Here is a 21,336-nt window from a genome sequence, read left to right on the forward strand (position 1 = left end):
AGTCAAAATGAGTATAAAAGCAATCATCCAAAAGCTTCTGGTTCTGAATTCATTAACGATAATGACAAGCGCCATAAATGAAACTAAGATCCTGACGAAAATGTAGTATCCGTAAGGTCATTCAAAAATGCTGATTAAGCACAGAATGGCAGCGATTATGATGAGGTATTTCATGGTTATTAGTTTTTAGTCGGACTTTTATTGGTTATTAATTACAACCGGAGCAATATGATCTGTCTACATATTCTTTGCTGTTGCCCGAATAATAGTAACATCCGCCTCTTGGCCCAACAATAAGCTGATGACCATTGTAAGTACATCCCTTACTTTGAGAATAAGATCTTGAACTTCTAGATTTACTTCTTTTGCTTTTTCTCTTCTTTTTCGATTTGTTCTTTTTCTGTTTTTTAGCAGCGAATTCCGTTGTGGAAGTCGTAGTGTTTGCAGATGCAGAAACGCTTGCCGGTAATAATAATCCTAAACTTAATAAGCTTGCAAATAGTAGTTTTTTCATGATAATTAAATTGTTTTTTAGTAGATAATTAGTTTTTACATCCGTTTTTATCGCAGGTTATTTTTTCGCTGGTATTTGTCCAATGAGTTGGATGTTCATTGGTGTCTGTACCGCATCCTGTTGTTCCTCCTTTCTGTCCTTTGTGAATAATGTTTGTTGGTGTGTGTTTTACATTCATGATAAATAATTTTTTATTTGTTTAACATTCCAAAAGTATAAACCTTTCAAAACCAAACCTTACGGGAATCCGTAAAACCAGCGAAAAAAAGACCTTTCAAAAAAATTGGAAGGCCTTTAAGTGTTCTAAATTCAATTAAATGATGATTGAACGTCTTGCAGTCACAACATCTTCAGAAGGGTTCCATGGCAAACCAGAAGCGGGTAATGCTCTTTCTTTTCCCCAATTTCTGATCCCTTCAATTTTTTCCGGACTTGTTTTGCTTAAAGGAACAATGTTTCGAAAACAGGTTTCATATAGTTTATCATTTACAAATTCATCACCATTGATTACTGCCTGAATAGCAACGTCTCTTACTGCTCCTTCCAAATCTGACCCTGCAAATCCGGATGAAAGAGAGACTAATTTTTCAAATGTTTCAACAGAAGGAGGAATTAAAAGATTTTTTTTAATATAAAGGTTAATAATATCTTCTCTTTCTTGTTCTTCGGGGAGATCAACAAAAAATAATTCATCAAATCTTCCTTTTCGAAGTAATTCTGGTGGAAGTTTTGTAACATCGTTTGCGGTGGCAACTACAAAAACCTTTTCAGTACTTTCCTGAAGCCAAAATAGGAATTGTCCAATCATTCTTGTGGTAACTCCGGATGAATCGTTGGCATTAGCAGCTAATCCTTTTTCGATCTCATCAATCCATAAAATACAAGGCGAAGCATTATCTGCAGATTCAAAAGCATCCTTTAGTCTGTTTTCAGATTGACCCACATACATTCCTTGAATAGCAGCGAAATCCAATCTGTATAAAGGCAGATTCCATGTTGCGGCGATAAATTTTGCAGATAGAGATTTTCCACAACCGGGAACTCCAACTAATAAAACGCCTCTCGGCGGACGAAGTTTTCTTGCTTTTAAGTCTGCCGTTAAAAGTTGTCTTTGGCTGTCAAGCCATTGTTGGAGTCCGCTTAATCCACCTACAGAAAGCATATCTGGATCAATTTTCACTTTTTCTAATCCGGAAATATCATTAAATAATTTATCTTTTTCCTGTGTAAGAAGTTTGATGTCTTCTTTTGTTAAAGAGCCTTTTGCCATTTGCGTAGCTAAAACATTTTCAGCTTCAATTTTTGTCATATTGGCTAAAATTGTTGCTGCCATTTTAAAATCCTTTTCATCCCATTCAATCGGAAAAGAGTTTTGGTAAGGAAGAACACAATCTTTAACAATTTCTAACATTTCGTCTTCGTTTGGAGCATCCAAAGTAAGGGTCATCCCCAATCTTTGAAGTTGTGACCAAACGCTTTTTGTTGAAATAATACAAATGCTTCCGCCCCTCTCAATCGCCTGTACTACACAATCATAGATATGTCTTGAAACAATATTGTCATCCTCGATATCACTGACTTCGGTGAAAATAAAAGTGAGATTTTGTCTTTGTGAGATGTTCTGAACAGCAAAGTCAATTCCTCCGACTACAGAACGATCATCATTGACGGTTTTTCTGGTTTTAATGTCCATCATTCCGTGAGAAAGACTGTGAACATAGATGGGGATATTGATTTCTTCGGCTAGCTCTTGAATGATTTCCAGAACTCTTGCTCTTTCAATACTTCTTATTGAGATGAAGGGAATTCTTGCACGGAACATTCGCAGCAGAGAATTCTTGAATTCAATTTTATTTGACATGGTTAAAAGATAATTTGTCTTTTTGTTAGTGAATTAGAGACCGTATTTTTGGAATCATCTTGAAAAGGAACTTCTTCTATAGGAAGTCGAAACAAATTGATTATGAGTGTCATTTTTTCTTTATCGTTTCCTGCCTTAGGCAAGTTTTCTTTTAAGGACTTTTTAATTTCCGCAACAAATTCTTCCAGATCTTTTTTGAAAACAGTTTTTAAATCTTCGGGAAGTCCTTTTGAATATGAAAATTTTGTCAGAGGAATAAGATTTTTTTTACCCGTTAAAAGAATTATCCCAAAATCATCTTCAGATTTTATACTCTGTATTTCAAATGATCTTTGAAATTTTTCAAGCCATAATTTTTTTCTTGTTTTATAAGCTTCTTCAGCCTGATTATAAAAACGTTTGGCAGTTCCTGCGTCTAGATCAAAGCAGCCGCAATTCATTTCATCAAAAACAGTATCATCGCCATGGCCAAAACGTTCAAACAAATTGCACCAATCTGCGTATGTTATAGGGCTTTTTATGTTCATGATTTTATTCTTGGATTTATAAACTGGTGAGGGGGCAAAATATCCCAGTCCGAAAATTTTGCATTTCCTTTTTCGCTTTCTTTTTTGCCTTGGAAGAGATTAGGTCTTGGTGTCTGCTGTGGTTTTGGGGTTTTATTTATTTCAGAATTGTTTTTAATATCTTTCATTGTGTTAGCTTTAGGAATGTTGTAAAATTGATCTTGTCTCTCTCGAACTGCTCGAAAAATCTTCAGGAGTTATGGATGTTAATGTTTGTCTTAAACCTTCAGCTTTGGCGTCTTCCAGTGCAAATTCTTTTCGATAATCGACTGTTTCAACAATGCAGCCGCGTAAAACTTCTTTGGATTTTATTTTTCTTTCGGTAACGGTTTCTATAGTTTTTTTCTTTGCTTTTTTATGATTGTTAATTGAGATGTAAATAATTAATCCACCAATCAAAATGCCAATGACTCCCATAAACATGAACTTAAAAATTACCATGCCTAGTAAAGCGATCAAAGCACCGATGAAAATTCCGATGTTTGGAGAAGATAATTTTTTTAGTTCGTTTTCCAAAAAATAAGCCCAGTATTTATCATGCTTTTGGAGTTGTTCTGTCTCATCAGTTCCGTTTGTTGTTGAGGTTTTAAAACCGTCAATAGTGAGTTCCACTTTTTCTTCAACCTTATTTCTATAATCGGCCGTAAAAGTATCATGAGCTTCCACAATCCAAGGCTGGCTAATCGAAACGGCAAGAACCTGTGTAACTTTTGTAGCGCCCGATAATTCAGGATCAAAAGCTGCATTGGTAAGCATTTGAAGAAAATCTACTTTTTCATCAAAAATATGTTTTTCATTATCCATTAAAGCTTGTGCAGCTTTTTTGTCTCCGTCTTTTTGAATGATTAATTGATTTAATCTTACCTCATTTTGCAACGGAAGTTCTTCGTCATCAAAATTGGTTACGAGTAAAGAAAGAATTTCATCAAGTTGAATTTTTATTGATTTAGAATAATCTGTCGTGGTTTCAAAGATATTTTTAAAATGATATTCTAATGCTTGATGGGATCTTGCCTGTGTTAAGGAAGATTCTAAAGAATCCCAATTGGTTGCAAACTCTTCCAGCAAAGGATATTTTTTACTGGATAATGAACCTTTTGTTCTAAAGAAATCTGTCCACTGCGCTTTTTGTTTATCAATATAATTATCTGTTTGTGTAAGCTGATCAATCCACATTTTTACATTCGTGATCATCAATTGATGAGATACAGGCTGGAAAATTCCGGTTGTAATCGCTTCCAGAATAACAATAAATTCCCTATCCAGATTATGAGGATTTTGATGAAGAAAATATCTGTGCATCCATTGTAAACAGGCATCATTTCTTCCCAGTCTCCGCATGACAAGCATAAAGAAAAGAGTTGTTTTGTAGTCGTCCCTTTTCAAGCTTTCGGCGAGTGCTTTTTCTGTAGTATTTTTATCATCACGAATCCATGAGGCTAAAACAACTAAGGACGGAGCGAGCCAATAATTGGGAGCTTTTATCATGACGTCTTCGGTGGTGTGCCGTAAAGTATCGTCACTGATGATCCCCGTATCTACGCCCTGAAGAATTCCTGTAGCCATTCTGCGAACCTCAGCATAATAACCGAATTTTATCTGAAGGTCCTGCTTCAGATTTCCCTGTCGGGTTTCGGCAAGCTGTAAAGCCTTATGTTTAATATCTGCTTCTACAAAATCACAAAATGAGTTGGCTAATTGTAATAAATCGCTTTTGAGATGATCGTGTTTGGTATTAAGACCTCCCAATTCTATATTTACTGCGCTCATATCTGCTTTTATAGATCTTAAAGCGCTATTGATATATGAAAGATCCGCATATGAAATTACTTTTTGTGACATTTATTTGAGTTTTCAGAGTTATAATTTTGTTGCTGTTCCGTCTTCGCGGATGAGAATCAATTTATCTTTAAATACTTCTACAAAAGCATATGCATTATGTTTGGCAAGTGTTCTGGCTTTTTCAAAATGATCAGGGAGAGATTCTCCTATTTTGTAATGTTGAATGATGTGTCCTCCACTTAAATCTAAGGTGTGAACTTCGTGGGGATGACCTAAATAGCATTTTGCCAAAATTCCTAGCGGAAGATTTGCCAGTTCAGCCGTTCCGAATTCATCATGAATTTTTGCTATCAATTCTTCTTTACCTCTTGTTTCTGCTAAAAGTTCAACATCAAGTCCTTTAATTAATTTTAAATATCCTTCAGAACGGGTTTTAAGAATTTCGCGATCGCTGAGGGTTTTGGGCAGAATCTGTCTGCTTTCTGATTGGATATGTAAAGATTCATTTTGAAAAAGTATACTAGCCATTATTTAAGTTTTTCAGTTATTGTAGTCACAAAAATATAGGGATGATGAAAAATTGTCTTACGGGTTTCCGTAAAAACAAAAAAACCTTCCAAAAAAATTGAAAGGCTTCATTAAAAAAATGGGCACAAAAATGATTTAAATAATACCGATATCCTTACAAAATGCTACGAGCTGCTCGTTGCTGGTGACTTCCAGATCTTCTTTCAGGCTGTTGAGCTTTTTCTCTACACTGCTCAGGCTGTTGGGTTTCATATTTTTTTCCTCAAGATGAGTCGGAATGTTTTTCTGCAGAATGCCTTTTGAAAGAAGCGAGACCAATGCGATGTCATATGCCGAAAACTCGTAGCTGTTCAGCTTTTTAACATCCTGCTTCAGATCAAGCGACAGATAATTTTCATTGATATACACCGAAGCAATGGATTTTTTCAGCTCTTTGGAATCATTTCGTGCCTTCCTGACGTAGCCGTTAACATGATAATCTTTAAAAAGAGAATTGATAATTCCGGATTTATGCTCGGCGGAAAATACGATCACCTTTAAAGAGGGCTGAATTTTCCTGATTTTCTCAATGAGCTCTCTCCCGTCTTTGATCTGTTGGGGATGATGATCTTCTTCATAATAAAGATCCGTGATCAAAAGGTCGTAAGGCTGCTGCTCACGGATGGATTTCTGAACTTTTGCCAACGCGTCATCGCAATAATACACATAATCTACAATCGGAATATGAAGGTCCTCCAGTGTCTTTTGCACGGAAATACTGATGCTTTCATGGTCTTCCGCGATTAAAATTTTCTTGAACATTGTTTTTAGTTTTTAAGAAACAGGAAAAGAAATATTGATCTTCAGTCCCTTTTCAGTTTTCGTGTCAAAAATAATTTCCCCGTGGAGATTTTCTATACGGGAAACCGTAGAAGACAATCCGTTTTTATAAATAATATCTCCGGAAATACCAATTCCGTTATCCGAATAAATAATGCTGATTCGATTTTCCATTCTTTCAAATCTGAAAGAAACCGTGTTTGCTCTGCTATGTTTTCTCATATTTACAAGAAGTTCACGGATAATTTGATACACTTCATCCTGTGCTTTTTCACTTACATTTTCCCAAAGATTTTTGTCATTCCCGGCAATGTAAGTGTTGACGGACTCATTTTTAAAAGAACCGATAAGCTCCGAAATTTTTTCACTAATGTTTTTCTCCTCAGTTGAATCATCACTTTTTTCGTAAGAAATATCCCTCGACTTTTCATACACAAACTCCAGTTCGTCAAGTGCCTTTTCTTTATCAAAATGTTCCTGATTTTCAATTTTAGTCATCACTTGGTAAATTCCGTTCGCCACCACATCATGAACTTTTTTAGACATTTTGAGCTGGGTGTTTTTGATTTCGAGTTCTTTTTCCTGTTCAAGCCGTATTTTTCTTTTTCTGTACCAAAAAATACCGACAATTAAAACAATTATGAGAATACTAATTGCGAAATTTCTTTTTATCCTGTCAAATTTATTGTCTTCTACGAGTTTTTGATACCGTTCATTTTGTTGCTTAACCTCAAATCGTACAATAGCAAACTGGTTTTTTGATTTTGTTTTTGAAATCTGTAAGCTGTCGTTTAATATTTGAAATTGCTTAAAATATTTCAGATAATTTTTACTATCCAGATTAATGATTTTCTGAAGGGCCTGTAACTGATCTTCTTCACTCTCACTTTGAGTTGATACAGCCAGCATTTTTTTAGCATATTCCAAAGCTTTTTCCTTATTCTTATCTAAATAGTAATTAGCTAGAGTAGCATAACTTGAATTCTGTCCAGGCAAATTATTATTCTCTTCTCTTATTTTTAAAGCTTTATAAAGTTCTGGTAGGGGGTTATAGTGTGAATTGTCGGTAAATCTTGCTCGTGCAAGATTATTTAATGCTCTTGCATAGCTTAGTTTGTCTTTCGTTTTAAGAGCTATAATAAAATTGTGTTCAGCTGCCTTATATTCATTTAATGATACCAATGCATCGCCTAAATTATTGTGATATAGAGTGATGTCAGCAGGAGTTTTCGCGTATTTTAATGCTTCGGTATAAAATTTTATAGCATTATCAAAGTCATAGAGATATGATGAACTGATTCCCATATTATTATAACTTGAACCTAACGTTGCTCTAACTATAGTGTCATTAACATTTTTGAGGTATCTGTTCCCTTCAAGAGAAGTTTCAATACTTCCATAATAGTCACCATTTTCTTGTTGAATAATCGCCATATTAACCAATGATCTTCCAACGCCCGAAGAGTCTTTGATATCTAAATAAGCATTCTTTGCTAAATTGTAATAATAATAAGCAGAATCGTTGGTTAATGATTTAGCCTTTTTATAATAGTTAGAGGCAATATCATCATTCTGAAAATTTGATGTTTCCTTATTACAGGAAGATAACAGGATAAGAAGGATAAATAGGAGATAGTTTTTCATGGTGGTAAGTTGTAGTTTTATTCTGCAAAGTAATAAAAAAGAGCAGATTAAAACAATCTGCTCTGTGTTATTTAATTATGGTTTTACAAGAGGAGGAGGATTTTGTCCTGTATTTCCTCCCGTACTTCCGCCATTACCTGGCCCGCCTGTTCCATCATCTCCTGTTCCTGTTCCCGGATCAAATCCTGTACCGGGTTCTGTTCCGCCAGTGGGAGAATATTGCGTGATTGGCTGTCCGTTATTATCGTCGTTGCATGTTGCGGTATGGGCATTATTGTGTCCGAATGCTAAACCTAATAGCATTAATATAAATTGTAACATTTGTCAAAAAATTTAATTGTTAAAGCATTCGTGTTCTTCCCTGCGAAACCGATCGCAGACAGTGTTACACGGTAAAAATTTCGAAGCGCTTCTTAAATTTTTTGGGAAGTGAACCTTCAAAAACGGAAGAGAAACATCTGCTTCCCAACCCGGAGTTTTCTTCCGTTTTATCTGGCGATTTTTGAAATCAGTTTTGAAAGTCTATTTTTTCTTATTTTTGTTTTAATGTTGTGTTTCTCAACTGATTTCTGAAGCAAAGATGCGGCAAAGACTCACGCAGGTGTTAGACAAAACATGGACATCAATGGACAAGAATTGTTACGGAATCCCGTAATGCGGCATGGTAGAAAATCACCTATTTTGTAATTCCCTTAAAAAACTAATTATGTCCAAGAAAAAACTATTAATTAATGAAGTGTTTACAAAGGCAAAAGAAGAATCTCAACGAGATACTAAAAGCGGTCTGGCCTCTTACTTATGGCTATATTTCAAAGAAGATTTGGGATTTGAAATAAATGACAAAAGTTTCTCGCGATATTATGATACTTACGTAACTGGAAGTGGTGATATTAATATTCAACCGGATCGTCTGGATAGGCTGAGTGAATACATCGGCTATAAAGATTTTACAGATTTCTCAAGAACATTCGTCAAAAAGGAAGAAGATGCCAATAAAACCACGGTGAAAATAAGTGTTGATCATGATGAAGAATCTTTAACGGAAAAACTTTCGAAAATTATCATCAACATAACCAATGAACAGCATTTTAAAGTGCCGGAATTCATTAAGAAAAATGGATTAGGGATTTTAGAGATGACTCTTTTATTAATATTTGTTACCGGAGGAGTCGTTTTCCCAAACACTAAAAGTAATTCGCCAGGTTCTAAAAATTCCTTCGTATTTTCATTACTGGGAAATCAGGAAAAGAAATATATGTATTGGAATGGTGAAAGGTATATTGCAACAGACAGCAGTTATATAAGCCCTACATATAAAGTGATCGCCGCAAATGTAAATGAATTAGGCCATTTCAGAAAAATTACAAGAAAAGACACGATGACGGTTGAAAATTCATTAGGGAAAGTCTGGTGTTCAAAATGGAATAATGAAGTAGATTTTTTTACGATGGACGGCATAAACCCAGATAATGGGAAAGAATTAAAATTGGCTTCTGAACATATGATTTCAAAATATTCAGGAAATCACATAGATTCTTTAGAACTTGAAGAATAATTCCTTCACAATTATTTAAAACTCCATTAAACTCCTTCCCAAGATATTCCTTTACCTTCGTCTTTTTTAAGATGTGTAAAGGAATATTTTCATTTTTAATCTTGGCTTTCTCAATATTTTCTGCACAGCAGAAGCCGGTGCAGATTGCCTTTCTCTCGGATATTCATTTCCAGGATTTGTACGGAAGCTTTTCCGATAACGATTTTAAAGGAATAACCAATCCAAAAACCGGTAAGCCAACCATTCTAAGAACCATGGATGCACAGCTGCATTCAACCAGGATTTTCAATGAAAACTATTTTGCGCTCCTGAAAGCGTTGGATGATATTGCCGGAAAAGGAATTAAGATCGTAACCATGCCCGGCGATTTTTCGGATGACGGACAAGCTTACAATCTCCGCGGATTACATAAAATCCTTGCAAAATACCATCAGCAATACGGGGTCGAATTTTACATGACAACCGGAAACCACGATCCGGTGGGCCCGTTCCGGCAGGATTCAGGAAAAGATGATTTTTTGGGGGAGGATGGTTATCCGCTTGGTATTTACAGCAAAGGGAATATCGGAAAGACCAATCGGAAAATAACCACACGGGACATTGCCGAATCAGGATATCTTGAAATTCTTGATGAACTGAAAGACTTTGGATTTTATCCCAAAAAGAACGATCTGTTTTGGGGAACACCCTTCACCAAATATTCACCAAAAGAGTATTCTTACGAAAAAGCGTTGCAGGATGTAGATTATACCAAAAGAATGTATAATGTCACCGAAGGCTTTCCCGTTCCGGATCTCAGTTATGTTGCCGAACCGGTACAAGGGATCTGGCTGATGGCAATTGATGGGAACACCTATATTCCTAAAAATTTACACGAAAGTTTTCGCAATCCCGGAAATTATAATGGTGCAAGTATCGGTTATAATAATGTACTCACTCACAAAAAACACCTGATTGACTGGGTCAAAAGAACATTGGACGAAGCAAAAAAAAATGATAAAATCGTCATTGCATTTACCCATTATCCCATGATTGATTTCAATGACGGCGCAACACCGGAATTAAAAAGCCTGCTTGGTGAAAAAAAATGGCAAATGGAACGAGTACCGGAAGAAGATGTGGCGAAGGCATTTGCGGAAGCGGGTTTGCAGATTCATTTTGCCGGGCACATGCATATCAACGACACCGGAATCAGGAATATTGATGGAAGTATGCTAGTCAATGTTCAGGTGCCATCGCTGGCGGCTTATATTCCTGCTTATAAAGTTCTTACCATACATTCTTCCGACAGATTTGAGGTCCAAACGGAAGTTTTAAACGACGTCCCGCGCTTTAACGAATTGTTCCCGCTTTATGAGAAAGAATATAATGTTTTAGCAAAAGATGGAAATAAAAAACTCTGGAATAAAGATATTCTAAAATCCTCATCTTATCACGATTTTATGCTCTTTCATCTTAAAGAGCTCGTACGGCTAAGGATGATTCCGGATGAATGGCCTAAAGACTTTATAGAAAAAACAAAAAATTTTACTGGTGAAGATCTGCTGCTGCTTATACAGACAAAAGATCAGCTGTTGAAAATGAAAGTAGATCAGCAGGCCTACAGAAAATGGAAAATGGAAGATCTTCTTCTGGATCTCTACAAATTTCAGTCGGCCGACGAACTGGCCAAAAAAGATATACCCTCTGAAAGACTTCAGCAGTATAAAACCATCGAAGAGCTTTTTTCAGCTTGTCAGGGACGAGATTCATTGATTACAAATCTTAAAAAAGTCTTTAAAATTCTGTCGCTCCTTTCCAACGGAGATCCGGCAGATCACTTTGAGGTCAATCTAAAAAAGAATTCCATTATTAAGCTGTAAATGAAACGGGCTGCAGGGATGATATTCTTTATGTTTTAAAAAGGGTATGTTGTTAATACGTACCACAAAAATTCATCTTGGTTTTTTTGCCGAAAAATGCTATCTTGTAAATCTTACAAATACAGATAGAATTTAATGCTAGAAAAGAAAGAACACAATTACGAGAAGGCCGTTTTGGTAGGTGTTGTTACGCAGCATCAGGATGAGGATAAACTTCAGGAATATATGGATGAGCTGGAGTTTTTGGCGTACACCGCAGGAGCCACTGTAGACAGACGTTTTACCCAAAAATTGACACAGCCGGATTCTAAAACATTTATCGGAAGCGGCAAAGCTCAGGAAATCAGAGATTACGTAAAAGAAAACGAAATAGGAACCGTCATTTTTGATGATGAACTTTCTCCGTCCCAGCTTAAAAACCTGGAAAGAGAAATGGAAGTAAAAATACTTGACAGAACCAACCTGATCCTTGATATTTTTGCCCAACGGGCCACAACATCATACGCAAGAACCCAGGTGGAACTGGCACAGTATCAATATCTTTTACCGCGGCTGACAAGAATGTGGACCCACCTTGAACGTCAGAAAGGGGGAATCGGAATGAGAGGTCCTGGGGAAACAGAAATTGAAACCGACAGACGTATCATCCGTGACAGAATTTCATTATTAAAAGATAAGCTGAAAACTATTGATAAACAGATGGCTACCCAAAGAAATAATAGAGGGAAAGTCGTAAGAGCAGCATTGGTAGGATATACCAATGTCGGAAAGTCAACATTGATGAATGCGCTTTCCAAATCGGAGGTTTTTGCTGAAAATAAATTATTTGCAACCTTAGATACTACAGTAAGAAAAGTGGTGATCGGAAACCTTCCGTTTCTGCTTACGGATACTGTAGGGTTTATCAGGAAACTTCCGACACAGCTGGTCGAATCATTTAAGTCTACTCTGGATGAGGTGCGTGAAGCCGATCTTCTGATTCATGTAGTGGATATTTCTCATGAAAGTTTTGAAGATCATATTGATTCTGTTAATCAGATTTTGATGGAAATTAATGCGCATCAGAAACCGATGATCATGGTTTTTAATAAGATCGATGATTTCAGTTACGAGAAAAAAGATGAAGACGATCTTACCCCTTCTACAAGAAAGAATGTTTCGCTGGAAGAATGGAAAAATACCTGGATGGCCAAATCAAAATATCCAACCGTATTTATTTCTGCACTTACCAAGGAAAACTTTCCGGAAATGAAGAAGATGATCTATGATGAGGTTATGAAAATTCATATCTCAAGATTTCCTTACAACGATTTCCTTTTCGAGTACTTTGATAACGATGAGGAAGAAAACAGCCACACAGAATAATGAGACATTACATTTTGCTTTTATTCCTTTTGTTTTCGGTTTTCAGCTTCGGCCAGAAATCGGCAGTTGATCTGAAGATGATCAGGAAAGATCTTAAAAATGATAAATCTCCTTACAATTATGAGAAGCTCATTTTTAAATATAAGGCTTATCCTAAATCTCTTGATACAATAGAATCCCAACATCTGTATTACGGCAGGAATTTCAGAAATGATCTCGTTTCTACAATGGATGAAGATTTTAAACTGCTGGCAGAATCTTTTAAGAATGGAGATTTTGACGAGTGTATTAAAAAAGGAAAAGTCCTTTACGAAAAAGATCCTACCAACTTGGATGTTCTTCTGATTTTATTGAGGGCTTATGATTCTAAAAAGGATGGAAGCAATTTTATACATCATCTTAATCAGTTTCGTACCCTCACTGATGCAGTCAGAAGTTCCGGTGACGGGAAGTCCGAAAATACCGCATATCTCGTCAATTCAGTGGGAGATGAATACATTCTCCTGAATATTCTGAATCTCGGCCAGGACTATACGCGGGTTTCAAAGCCCGGAAAAGACGGAATGTTCGACCTATGGCAAAAAGACAGTAATACAGTTTATATAAAAGTACTTTATATCGATTTCTAACAAAAAAAATTAAATTTAAAAACACAGCTTAGTGGAGTTATACTATTCATTTTCAGCTTTAATCGTTTTAGCATCCATATTCTCATATCTTAATTACAGATTCCTTAAACTTCCCAGTACCATTGGGATCATGGTGATTGCCATTGTTGTTTCCATATTTCTGGTTTCTTTCGGCGAAACCGTATTGCCGAGAACTTTCGGCCATCTTCATAACCTGATGAACAGCATCGATTTTACGGAAGTATTGATGGGTGCTATGCTGAATTTCCTCCTTTTTGCGGGAGGAATCCACATTAATATAAACGACCTTAAAGAACAGCTGCGCCCGGTGCTTATATTCTCAACCTTGGGAGTGGTAATATCCACTTTTGTAGTGGGCTTCGGAATGTTTTATATTCTTCCTTTTCTGGGGATTGATCTTCCTTTTATTTACTGTCTTCTCTTTGGGGCGCTTATTTCGCCAACCGATCCTGTCGCAGTATTAAGTATCCTGAAACAGGCGAACGTTTCTAAATCCCTGGAAACAAAGGTTGCAGGAGAATCTTTGTTTAATGATGGTATGGCCGTAGTGGTTTTTACGGTTGTGCTGCAGTTGGCTATTGGTAATGAAGTCGATCTCGGTGTGGAAAGTATCGGACTGCTCCTTCTTAAAGAAGCGGGTGGAGGGCTATTGCTGGGAGTGATACTCGGATGGGTAACTTCCCGACTGATGCGTGAAGTAGATGACTATATTATTTCCGTGCTGGTAACTCTTTCTGTTGTTATGGGTGGATATCTCATCGCAAGGCAGATGCATATTTCAGGGCCTTTAACGATGGTTGCCGCGGGATTGTTCATGGGTAATTTTAATGTTAAATTTAAAATGAAATCCGTCACCCAGGATTATCTTATTAAATTTTGGGAACTGATTGACGAAATCCTGAATGCCGTACTGTTCCTTTTCATAGGATTTGAGCTTTTGCTGATAAAAGATCTCAGCCATTTCATGATTCCGGGGCTTGTCGCGATTGTTGTCGTATTATTGGCAAGGCTCGTTTCCATCTACGGTCCGACGAAGTTTATGACAAGAACTTTCAGTCCGCAAACAGTAAAAGTGCTGGTTTGGGGAGGAATTCGGGGTGGTGTTTCTATTGCTTTGGCTCTGTCGATCCCAAAAAACGAATACAGTACTGCTGTTTTAAGTATTACTTATTGTGTAGTTGTGTTTTCAATTATTGTTCAGGGGCTTACCATTGGTAAAATTGCCAATCCTAATAAAATTGCCAAAGAAGAAGAGGAGCAGGAAAATACTTTAAATGATATTGGTTAAAAAATTGTAAATCAAAATGCAAATAAAAAAAATTATTACAGTATTAATCTTATTGGTATTTGGTGTCAGCTTTGCTCAGATTAATGTAGAGGAAATTGAAAAAAACGCTGTTGAAAACCCACAGGAATATTTTTACAAATATTTAGAAATCTTTAAACAAGATCCTTCGAAACTGAATCAGCAGGAGCTGAACCAAATGTATTACGGAAGCCGTTTTGTAAAATCAGAATACAATATCAAAGATTATAATGATGATTATGAGAAAATCTGGAAAATTGCTTCGAGAAAAGGATTATCAAAAGCAAAAGCAGAAAAAATTCTGACGGCAGCTGAAGCTGCCTACAATAAAAATCCTCTGAATATGGAAATTCTGGTTTCCATGGTAAATATTTATCTGGCAACCGGAGAAAAAACAAAAGCAGAACGATGCATATTGCAGAATAATACGATTATTAAAATAATTGATGAGAGCGGAACCGGGCGAAGCGAAAATTCGCCAATTTGTGTGATTACCGCAGGAGATATGATGACCTTTGCCAAACCTCTTATGATGAGGGGAAGAGATTTTAAACAAAAAGATCTGAAAACTGACAAGAGTTCAATACTTACGCAATATTCTAATGGGGGAGCCAGCTTATTCGTTAAATGTATTGGCTGTTTTAATTTTTAGTCATGGAAACGTACCGTCAGATTTTAGAAGCTTTAAATGATCTTTCGATTCCCGAAAAAGCTGAATTTTTCCCGAAGTTTTTCAAAACAGGGAAAGGTGAATACGGAGAAGGTGATTTGTTTTTGGGCGTAACCGTTCCGGATCAGCGTTCGGTTGCCAAAGAATATTATTCTCGGATTTCTTTTACGGATCTGGTTGCGCTGCTTTCGTCAGAATATCATGAGCACCGTCTCACGGCCTTGCTCATACTGGTTTTAAAATTTGAAAAAACAAAGGATGAAAACATAAAAGATGAAATTGTAACATTTTATCTGAACCATTTAAGGTATATCAACAACTGGGACCTTGTAGATTCAAGCTGTTATAAAATTCTTGGCAGATATTGCTTTGAATATCAGAAAGAAGAGATCTTAAGAAAGCTTTCGGCTTCTGAAGAAATGTGGCACAAAAGAATCGCCGTAGTCGGAACCCTGTATTATATCAAAAAAGGTATTTTTAATCTTACTAAAGAATTTGTTACTGAAAATCTAAGGCACCCGCATGATCTGATGCATAAAGCAAATGGTTGGATGCTGCGGGAAATGGGTCAGAAAAATCAGCAGAAACTGATCTCTTATTTAAATCAGTATTATAAAGAAATGCCGAGAACCTGCCTGAGATATGCCATTGAAAAATTAGACGAGCCGACTCGTCAGGATTATCTGAAAGGAAGAATATAAATTTAAAACCCACTCATGAAGAAAATAAAATTATTCTTTGTCGTAACCTCTTTACTGCTGCTTACAAGCTGTTTTGATATTTTGGATAAAGTAAATGTAAAAGCTGACGGCAGCGGAGAATACTCCCTTATTCTCAATGCCAGTAAAAGTAAGACCAGGTTGGCTTCCATTTCAAAAATGGAAACGATCAATGGGAAGAAAGTCCCGAAAAGATCTGAGATTGAAGCGAAAATCAACGAAGCTGCCAGAATTTTTAAAGCCACTCCGGGAATTTCAAACGTAAAGACTTCAATGGATTTTGACAATTACATCATCAGGCTGAGCTGTCATTTCAGTAAAATTGAAAACATCAATGCAGGGCTGGAACAGTTAAAAGCCAGAAACATCATCGGCAAAATGATTCCTACACAGATTTACAGTCAAAATCTTGCTAAGAAAATATTCATCAGAAACAAGGTCAATACTTTCAAAAGCGATTACGATAAAATGAGCAAGGCCGACAAAGAGATCTTCAATGAAGCCCGCTATATTTCCGTGCTGCAGTTTGACAACACGGTAAAATCCCAATCGAATGCGGCCTATTCACTTTCCCCGAACAAAAAAGCGGTGAAGCTGGAAGCCAATATTATCGACCTCATCATTCAGAAAAAACAATTGCAAAATAATATTCTGTTTCAGTAACATCAATCACACACCATGAAATCTATACTACAAAAAACGCAGGTGATCCTCTTATTGCTCTGCTTTTCCCTTCCTTTTGCACAGCAGCGTATGAAACTGCCCGCAGATGTCCTTTTCTATATGGAAATCAATGGGAAGCAGCTCGATAAAAAGATTAATTGGGAAAAATTTAATCCGATTCTGCAGGAGGTAACCAAAAAGAGAAAAGAAAAGCTCTCCTGGACCGATTATTCCAAAACGGGAATTAAATATGATGCCCCGCAATATCATTATGCTTCTTTCAATGATTCTGTAAAGGCTTATACGGCACATTTTATCATTGATAACAAAGAAAAATTTCAGGAATTTGTCAATTCCATTAAGAAAAAAGGACTGGAAAATTCCCGTAAAAGCAACTACTCATACGTAAGCCTGGATGATGATATTTTCGTGGCCTGGAATGGCAGCCGTGCTGTTCTTAAGATGATAAGCTACGATAAGCCTTATAAAGACAATTGGGATGAAGCAGCTGTTGCCGATAGTGCAGCAGCAGTTATAGATAGTGTAGCGGCCGCTGTTGTAGACAGTGTAGCCGTAGATAGTACCTATGCGGATACACCGGAAAAGCCTTTCGATTATAAAGAAGAAATACAATATCTGAAAGATGATATTAAATATCTAAAAGAAAGCATCAAGGAGAATACGGCTGAAATTGAAAAAATTCAGAAAGACATCAAATACTTGGAAAAACATCACCAATATCCTGAAGAAAAGAAAGGTTCAGCAGATAAAAAATATGAGGAACCCATTGTAGAAACGGAATCTTTGCCTGCTCCGGAAGAAGATATGGAAGACTTACAAATTCCTGAATCTGATAATTTTAAAAAAGAAATGGATTCTCTGAAAACGGAAAAATTCAAAATGCACAGAAAGCTTGCAGAAGAATCTTTCGATCAGTACTTTAACTCTAATCTTGAGCTTGATGTTCCGGCTGAAATGACCGCTTCCCGGGATGCCGGTTCGGATGTTTTCGTTTATACCAACTATGGAAGCCTTGCTAATAACGGGGTGTACGGTAAAATGATGAGAATGTACGAATACGGAAGTCTTTTAAATTCAATATATAACTCCGACTCATCATACAATCTGTATTTTGATAAAGATAAGGTTAGGCTGGTAAACAATTACCAGCATAAAAATGAGGAAGTTCAGAAAAGCGTCGAGGGAATTTACAATGGCCGTAAAAATAAAAAGCTTGCCCGTCTTATTAGTGATAAAAGCATTGGTTATTATGCGATTAACGTTAATAGCAGCAAATACTTCGACATGATGTATGCATTGATGAAGAATGCAGGCGATACCGGATATCAGAAAGAAACCGAACTCATCATGGAAACCGTGAAAATTGTGCTGGATGAAGAAGCGATTTCAAAAATTGCACCCGGAAACGGAATTTTTGTCCTTAATGAACTGAAATCCAAAACCGTTGAGTACACGGAATACGAATATGATGAGGCGTATAACGAAAAAGAGGTAAAGAAAACAAAGGAAGTGGCTGCTCCTGATTTTGTTTTTGCTTTTGCTACTGAAAATGAAGGATACTGGAACCGTATTTTCAATTTGCTGGCGACCAATAAAAAAACGGCAAAAAACTTTTCTAAAAACGGAAACGTATATTCTTTTAAAGAAGATCATAATTCGGGATTTATGGATGAGCTGTTCTTTACTGTTAAAGACGGGATTGTGTACGTCACGACTTCGGTGAATAGTTTACATATTGAAAATCAGGGGCAAATATCCAAAGCGTGGATGAAAGATTCCACAAAATATCCTGCGTCCGGAAGATTTGATGTGCAGAAACTGTTGGCCGGGCTGGAAAAAGAATTTAAAAGTAGTTCCGAAAGAAAAATGCTGGATCTGGTGAGAAAAAACGTGGGCGATGTGTATTTTAAATCAGAATCCAAAGGAAATACGATCCAAACCGAAATCGATTATTCAATTAAAGGATCTTCGGAAAACAGCCTCATGTATTTCTTCGATCTTTTTGACGAAATATACAAATTAAATGAAGCCGATAAAAAACCGCCGGTTCTGTAATGAAAAAGAAAATAATTGCTTTCATATTGCTGTTCCTGTTCATCTGCGGATATTTTATTCTTTATCATCGGGATAAGGAATTAAAGTATATTCCGCGTAATGCAGATGCCATTGTTTTGGTTGATACTAAAAAAGCAGTGAGGCAGTATCTGGTAAGCTTTTTATCACATCCTTCAGAATGGTTTAAAACAAAAAATAAAAACGGAAATGAAATTTCCATGCGGCAATCGGGGGTGAAAATTCCCGATTTTTTACAGGTCTTCCACTTGGAAAATACACGTTTTTCAGATTGGTACTGCATTCTGGAGCTTAAAGATAAATCCAGATTCCTGGCCTATCTAAAACAGAGCAGTTTTGCAGAAAAAGGAAATAATCTCTTTCAAAAAGATCATCTCTTTATTAAAATAGAAGAAGATTATTGCATTGCCGGCACCACTAACTCGGCTTTCGAAAATATAAAACGCCAGTTTCCCACGTTTTCCAAAAAAACGAATTTCAGTTCAGATCAGTTTATTCATGGCTCGTTAGGAAGCATTTCATTGATTACAAAAGGTAACATCCGGAATTTTCCTGTGCGGTTAAATTCAGATAATATTGAGATAAGCAATGGAGAAAATAAAGATTTTTCTTCAGTTATTTCCAAGCTTCAGAAAAGAAATCATTTTGTTGATTCAGAACTCAATAAGGACAATATTCAAAAAATTACTTCAATATTTAAAAACAGCATTTCAGATTCTGTACAGGTTAATTATTTGCAGGCAACAGCAGAGCTGCAACAGGTAAATGACACGATTATCACCTATGGGTACGATGATGATTTTAATGAAGTTGAAAAGAAAACGATTCAGAAAATCGTACAGCCTAATTATTTTATTTCATTGAAAACTTCAATGCCTGAAAAAACTTTGCAGTATTTTCAGAATAAAAAATGGATCAATGCGGAGAATCAATTCACGGCTATTCCCTTCCAGCCCAATATAATTGAGAAAAAAACAAATCGTATTGAGATCCGATCAACAAGAAATTCAATTAGCCTCTTCACCACGCTGAATGAAAACTATATTTTTATTAAAAATAATGCATTACTGTTTTCAGGGTTAAAATCATTAAATTCAAAAGAGAAAAGAATAGTTTCAGATATAGACTATATTTTTTACGCGAATAAAAGGCAGGAATATTATATACAACTGCAATTCAAGAAAAGAAGCCTGCCACTGATGCTGAGATGGAGAAACGATTAATTTTAAAAGTATGGAAAATTCAGATATTGCTCTAATCAGAACTTTTGTGCATTACTTTCTGCATTTTGTTTTCCCGGTTTTTATTGCTTTGGTGTTTTACCGCAAAACCTGGAAGAAGACCTATCTTATCCTTCTGGCCACCATGCTTGTGGATCTCGATCATCTTTTTGCAAATCCTATTTTTGACCCCGATAGAGGAAGCGTGGGATTTCATTTTTTACACTCTTATTATGCGATTGCGGTGTATTTTTTGATGCTCTTTTTTAAAGGGAATATACGAATTGTCGGGATAGGATTGCTGTTCCATATGATTACAGACCTGCAGGATTTTTATTGCTGGAGCCATTAAATAACATTAATATTTTCTTTTAATATTTTAAAAACCATAGATTTTTTGTATTTTGTAGACGCTTATGAAAATAAAAGAACTTTTACATTATACGTACATTTTCCCGATTCTGGCCGTAGGATATTATTTTTCCGGTTTCATGGGTACCGGGATTGTTTTTGATGTAATTGCCGGAATTTTATTGACAGGAAGTGTGATCTCTGCCGTTCACCACGCAGAAGTGGTAGCCCATAAAGTAGGGGAGCCTTTCGGAACAATAATTCTTGCGCTCTGCATAACCATACTGGAAGTTGCACTCATCATCTCGCTGATGGTGGCCGGCGGCGACCAGGCCATTACCCTTGCCAGAGATACGGTATTTGCAGCTGTGATGCTGATTCTTAACGGTATTTTAGGAATCTGTATTTTGGTTGGCGGTGTGAAATATTACGAACAGTTTTTTGCTAGGACGTCGGCGACAACATATCTTGTAAGCATCGTATCCATCCTGATTCTTACCCTCGTTCTCCCGAATTTCACGTCAAGTGTTAACGGACCTTTTTATAATCAGGCGCAGCTGATATTTGTTTCTATTGCCTGTCTTGTCATTTATGGTATCTTCTTGATGGTGCAGACGGTAAGACACCGAAATTATTTTATTGTTCCTGAGGAGCACCCTGAAGAACATTATATTCCGTCGTTTCAAAAAACGGTGATCAGCTTTATTTTTCTTGTAATCTGTCTGGCTATTGTTGTATTGATGGCAAAAGGCCTCTCTTCTACCATTGAAAATATGGTTCAGAGTCTGGGAGCGCCGAAATCGCTGGTGGGAGTTATTATTGCCGGGATGGTTTTATTACCGGAAGGTATGGCTGCTATTCGCGCGGCACGGAGCAATCAGATCCAGTCGAGTCTTAATCTGGCGTTAGGTTCTGCTTTGGCGAGCATTGGCCTTACAATACCGGCAGTTTCCGTGGTATGTATCCTGTACGATATTCCTTTGGTGTTGGGACTAGACAAGAAAGATATCATTCTGCTTTCATTATCAGTCTTCATTGTCATGCTTTCCCTGAGTCGCGGCAAAACCAATATTCTTTACGGAACGGTATTGCTGGTCAATCTGGCAGCGTATATTTTTACGGTAATTGTGCCATAGAAATTGTACAGCTCGTGATAAATAAGTAAAA

Annotated in this window: 22 protein-coding genes; 12 read left to right on the top strand and 10 right to left on the bottom strand. The window is 36.5% G+C overall.

Annotated features, from left to right (window positions below):
- Positions 1-208: 208 nt before the first annotated feature.
- The 10 genes from HHL20_RS13770 to HHL20_RS13815 form a co-directional block, all read right to left on the bottom strand.
- Positions 209-514, bottom strand: coding sequence for a hypothetical protein (locus HHL20_RS13770; RefSeq protein ID WP_169231748.1), 306 nt, complete (start codon positions 512-514; stop codon positions 209-211).
- A 28-nt stretch (positions 515-542) separates the two neighbouring features.
- Complete coding sequence (locus tag HHL20_RS13775; RefSeq protein ID WP_169231749.1) at positions 543-692, bottom strand: hypothetical protein; 150 nt, start codon at positions 690-692, stop codon at positions 543-545.
- A gap of 135 nt (positions 693-827) precedes the next feature.
- Entirely contained in the window at positions 828-2,375 is a 1,548-nt protein-coding gene (locus HHL20_RS13780) for an AAA family ATPase (protein ID WP_169231750.1), read from the bottom strand.
- A gap of 2 nt (positions 2,376-2,377) precedes the next feature.
- Complete coding sequence (locus HHL20_RS13785) at positions 2,378-2,902, bottom strand: hypothetical protein (RefSeq protein ID WP_169231751.1); 525 nt, start codon at positions 2,900-2,902, stop codon at positions 2,378-2,380.
- Positions 2,899-3,069, bottom strand: coding sequence for a hypothetical protein (locus HHL20_RS13790; protein WP_169231752.1), 171 nt, complete (start codon positions 3,067-3,069; stop codon positions 2,899-2,901). Before HHL20_RS13790 ends, HHL20_RS13785 begins: the two co-directional genes overlap by 4 nt.
- Positions 3,070-3,079: 10 nt before the next feature.
- Complete coding sequence (locus tag HHL20_RS13795) at positions 3,080-4,783, bottom strand: hypothetical protein (protein WP_169231753.1); 1,704 nt, start codon at positions 4,781-4,783, stop codon at positions 3,080-3,082.
- Between the two features lie 18 nt (positions 4,784-4,801).
- Entirely contained in the window at positions 4,802-5,251 is a 450-nt protein-coding gene (locus HHL20_RS13800) for a hypothetical protein (RefSeq protein ID WP_169231754.1), read from the bottom strand.
- Positions 5,252-5,386: 135 nt separating this feature from the next.
- On the bottom strand, positions 5,387-6,052 hold the full coding sequence (locus HHL20_RS13805; RefSeq protein ID WP_169231755.1) for a response regulator: 666 nt from the start codon (positions 6,050-6,052) through the stop codon (positions 5,387-5,389).
- Between the two features lie 12 nt (positions 6,053-6,064).
- Positions 6,065-7,714: a tetratricopeptide repeat-containing sensor histidine kinase gene (locus HHL20_RS13810; RefSeq protein WP_169231756.1), complete on the bottom strand. Its 1,650-nt coding sequence runs from the start codon at positions 7,712-7,714 to the stop codon at positions 6,065-6,067.
- A gap of 75 nt (positions 7,715-7,789) precedes the next feature.
- Entirely contained in the window at positions 7,790-8,035 is a 246-nt protein-coding gene (locus HHL20_RS13815) for a hypothetical protein (protein WP_228463195.1), read from the bottom strand.
- 385 nt (positions 8,036-8,420) lie between these two features.
- Between HHL20_RS13815 and HHL20_RS13820 the strand changes: the two genes are divergently transcribed.
- From HHL20_RS13820 to HHL20_RS13875, 12 genes are all read left to right on the top strand, one after another.
- Entirely contained in the window at positions 8,421-9,269 is an 849-nt protein-coding gene (locus HHL20_RS13820) for a hypothetical protein (RefSeq protein WP_169231758.1), read from the top strand.
- Between the two features lie 101 nt (positions 9,270-9,370).
- Positions 9,371-11,131, top strand: a complete 1,761-nt coding sequence (locus HHL20_RS13825) for a metallophosphoesterase family protein (protein WP_228463196.1) — start codon at positions 9,371-9,373, stop codon at positions 11,129-11,131.
- 135 nt (positions 11,132-11,266) lie between these two features.
- Positions 11,267-12,496: a GTPase HflX gene (gene hflX, locus HHL20_RS13830; protein ID WP_169231760.1), complete on the top strand. Its 1,230-nt coding sequence runs from the start codon at positions 11,267-11,269 to the stop codon at positions 12,494-12,496.
- On the top strand, positions 12,496-13,125 hold the full coding sequence (locus HHL20_RS13835; RefSeq protein WP_169231761.1) for a DUF4919 domain-containing protein: 630 nt from the start codon (positions 12,496-12,498) through the stop codon (positions 13,123-13,125). The genes hflX and HHL20_RS13835 overlap by 1 nt, the downstream gene beginning before the upstream one ends.
- Positions 13,126-13,156: 31 nt before the next feature.
- Positions 13,157-14,434 (top strand): cation:proton antiporter, encoded by a 1,278-nt coding sequence (locus HHL20_RS13840; RefSeq protein ID WP_169231762.1) that lies wholly within the window; start codon positions 13,157-13,159, stop codon positions 14,432-14,434.
- A 16-nt stretch (positions 14,435-14,450) separates the two neighbouring features.
- Positions 14,451-15,104, top strand: coding sequence for a DUF4919 domain-containing protein (locus HHL20_RS13845; protein WP_169231763.1), 654 nt, complete (start codon positions 14,451-14,453; stop codon positions 15,102-15,104).
- 2 nt (positions 15,105-15,106) lie between these two features.
- Positions 15,107-15,823, top strand: a complete 717-nt coding sequence (locus HHL20_RS13850; RefSeq protein WP_169231764.1) for a DNA alkylation repair protein — start codon at positions 15,107-15,109, stop codon at positions 15,821-15,823.
- Between the two features lie 15 nt (positions 15,824-15,838).
- Positions 15,839-16,504 (top strand): hypothetical protein, encoded by a 666-nt coding sequence (locus HHL20_RS13855; RefSeq protein WP_169231765.1) that lies wholly within the window; start codon positions 15,839-15,841, stop codon positions 16,502-16,504.
- A gap of 15 nt (positions 16,505-16,519) precedes the next feature.
- On the top strand, positions 16,520-18,580 hold the full coding sequence (locus HHL20_RS13860) for a hypothetical protein (RefSeq protein WP_169231766.1): 2,061 nt from the start codon (positions 16,520-16,522) through the stop codon (positions 18,578-18,580).
- Positions 18,580-19,821, top strand: coding sequence for a hypothetical protein (locus HHL20_RS13865; RefSeq protein WP_169231767.1), 1,242 nt, complete (start codon positions 18,580-18,582; stop codon positions 19,819-19,821). Before HHL20_RS13860 ends, HHL20_RS13865 begins: the two co-directional genes overlap by 1 nt.
- 10 nt (positions 19,822-19,831) lie before the next feature.
- Positions 19,832-20,170 carry a DUF6122 family protein gene (locus tag HHL20_RS13870; RefSeq protein WP_169231768.1) on the top strand — a complete coding sequence of 113 codons (339 nt, stop codon included), beginning with the start codon at positions 19,832-19,834 and terminating at the stop codon, positions 20,168-20,170.
- A 64-nt stretch (positions 20,171-20,234) separates the two neighbouring features.
- Positions 20,235-21,305, top strand: coding sequence for a calcium:proton antiporter (locus HHL20_RS13875; protein WP_169231769.1), 1,071 nt, complete (start codon positions 20,235-20,237; stop codon positions 21,303-21,305).
- Positions 21,306-21,336 lie beyond the last annotated feature (31 nt).

This window comes from Chryseobacterium cheonjiense (assembly GCF_012927265.1).
GTDB lineage: Bacteria > Bacteroidota > Bacteroidia > Flavobacteriales > Weeksellaceae > Chryseobacterium > Chryseobacterium cheonjiense.

What these genes read in the sequence shown, in the direction of transcription:
- HHL20_RS13770 (WP_169231748.1), bottom strand. Translation starts at nt 514, where the DNA reads ATGAAAAAACTACTATTTGCAAGCTTATTAAGTTTAGGATTATTATTA.
- HHL20_RS13775 (WP_169231749.1), bottom strand. Translation starts at nt 692, where the DNA reads ATGAATGTAAAACACACACCAACAAACATTATTCACAAAGGACAGAAA.
- HHL20_RS13780 (WP_169231750.1), bottom strand. Translation starts at nt 2,375, where the DNA reads ATGTCAAATAAAATTGAATTCAAGAATTCTCTGCTGCGAATGTTCCGT.
- HHL20_RS13785 (WP_169231751.1), bottom strand. Translation starts at nt 2,902, where the DNA reads ATGAACATAAAAAGCCCTATAACATACGCAGATTGGTGCAATTTGTTT.
- HHL20_RS13790 (WP_169231752.1), bottom strand. Translation starts at nt 3,069, where the DNA reads ATGAAAGATATTAAAAACAATTCTGAAATAAATAAAACCCCAAAACCA.
- HHL20_RS13795 (WP_169231753.1), bottom strand. Translation starts at nt 4,783, where the DNA reads ATGTCACAAAAAGTAATTTCATATGCGGATCTTTCATATATCAATAGC.
- HHL20_RS13800 (WP_169231754.1), bottom strand. Translation starts at nt 5,251, where the DNA reads ATGGCTAGTATACTTTTTCAAAATGAATCTTTACATATCCAATCAGAA.
- HHL20_RS13805 (WP_169231755.1), bottom strand. Translation starts at nt 6,052, where the DNA reads ATGTTCAAGAAAATTTTAATCGCGGAAGACCATGAAAGCATCAGTATT.
- HHL20_RS13810 (WP_169231756.1), bottom strand. Translation starts at nt 7,714, where the DNA reads ATGAAAAACTATCTCCTATTTATCCTTCTTATCCTGTTATCTTCCTGT.
- HHL20_RS13815 (WP_228463195.1), bottom strand. Translation starts at nt 8,035, where the DNA reads ATGTTACAATTTATATTAATGCTATTAGGTTTAGCATTCGGACACAAT.
- HHL20_RS13820 (WP_169231758.1), top strand. Translation starts at nt 8,421, where the DNA reads ATGTCCAAGAAAAAACTATTAATTAATGAAGTGTTTACAAAGGCAAAA.
- hflX (WP_169231760.1), top strand. Translation starts at nt 11,267, where the DNA reads ATGCTAGAAAAGAAAGAACACAATTACGAGAAGGCCGTTTTGGTAGGT.
- HHL20_RS13835 (WP_169231761.1), top strand. Translation starts at nt 12,496, where the DNA reads ATGAGACATTACATTTTGCTTTTATTCCTTTTGTTTTCGGTTTTCAGC.
- HHL20_RS13845 (WP_169231763.1), top strand. Translation starts at nt 14,451, where the DNA reads ATGCAAATAAAAAAAATTATTACAGTATTAATCTTATTGGTATTTGGT.
- HHL20_RS13850 (WP_169231764.1), top strand. Translation starts at nt 15,107, where the DNA reads ATGGAAACGTACCGTCAGATTTTAGAAGCTTTAAATGATCTTTCGATT.
- HHL20_RS13855 (WP_169231765.1), top strand. Translation starts at nt 15,839, where the DNA reads ATGAAGAAAATAAAATTATTCTTTGTCGTAACCTCTTTACTGCTGCTT.
- HHL20_RS13860 (WP_169231766.1), top strand. Translation starts at nt 16,520, where the DNA reads ATGAAATCTATACTACAAAAAACGCAGGTGATCCTCTTATTGCTCTGC.
- HHL20_RS13865 (WP_169231767.1), top strand. Translation starts at nt 18,580, where the DNA reads ATGAAAAAGAAAATAATTGCTTTCATATTGCTGTTCCTGTTCATCTGC.
- HHL20_RS13870 (WP_169231768.1), top strand. Translation starts at nt 19,832, where the DNA reads ATGGAAAATTCAGATATTGCTCTAATCAGAACTTTTGTGCATTACTTT.
- HHL20_RS13875 (WP_169231769.1), top strand. Translation starts at nt 20,235, where the DNA reads ATGAAAATAAAAGAACTTTTACATTATACGTACATTTTCCCGATTCTG.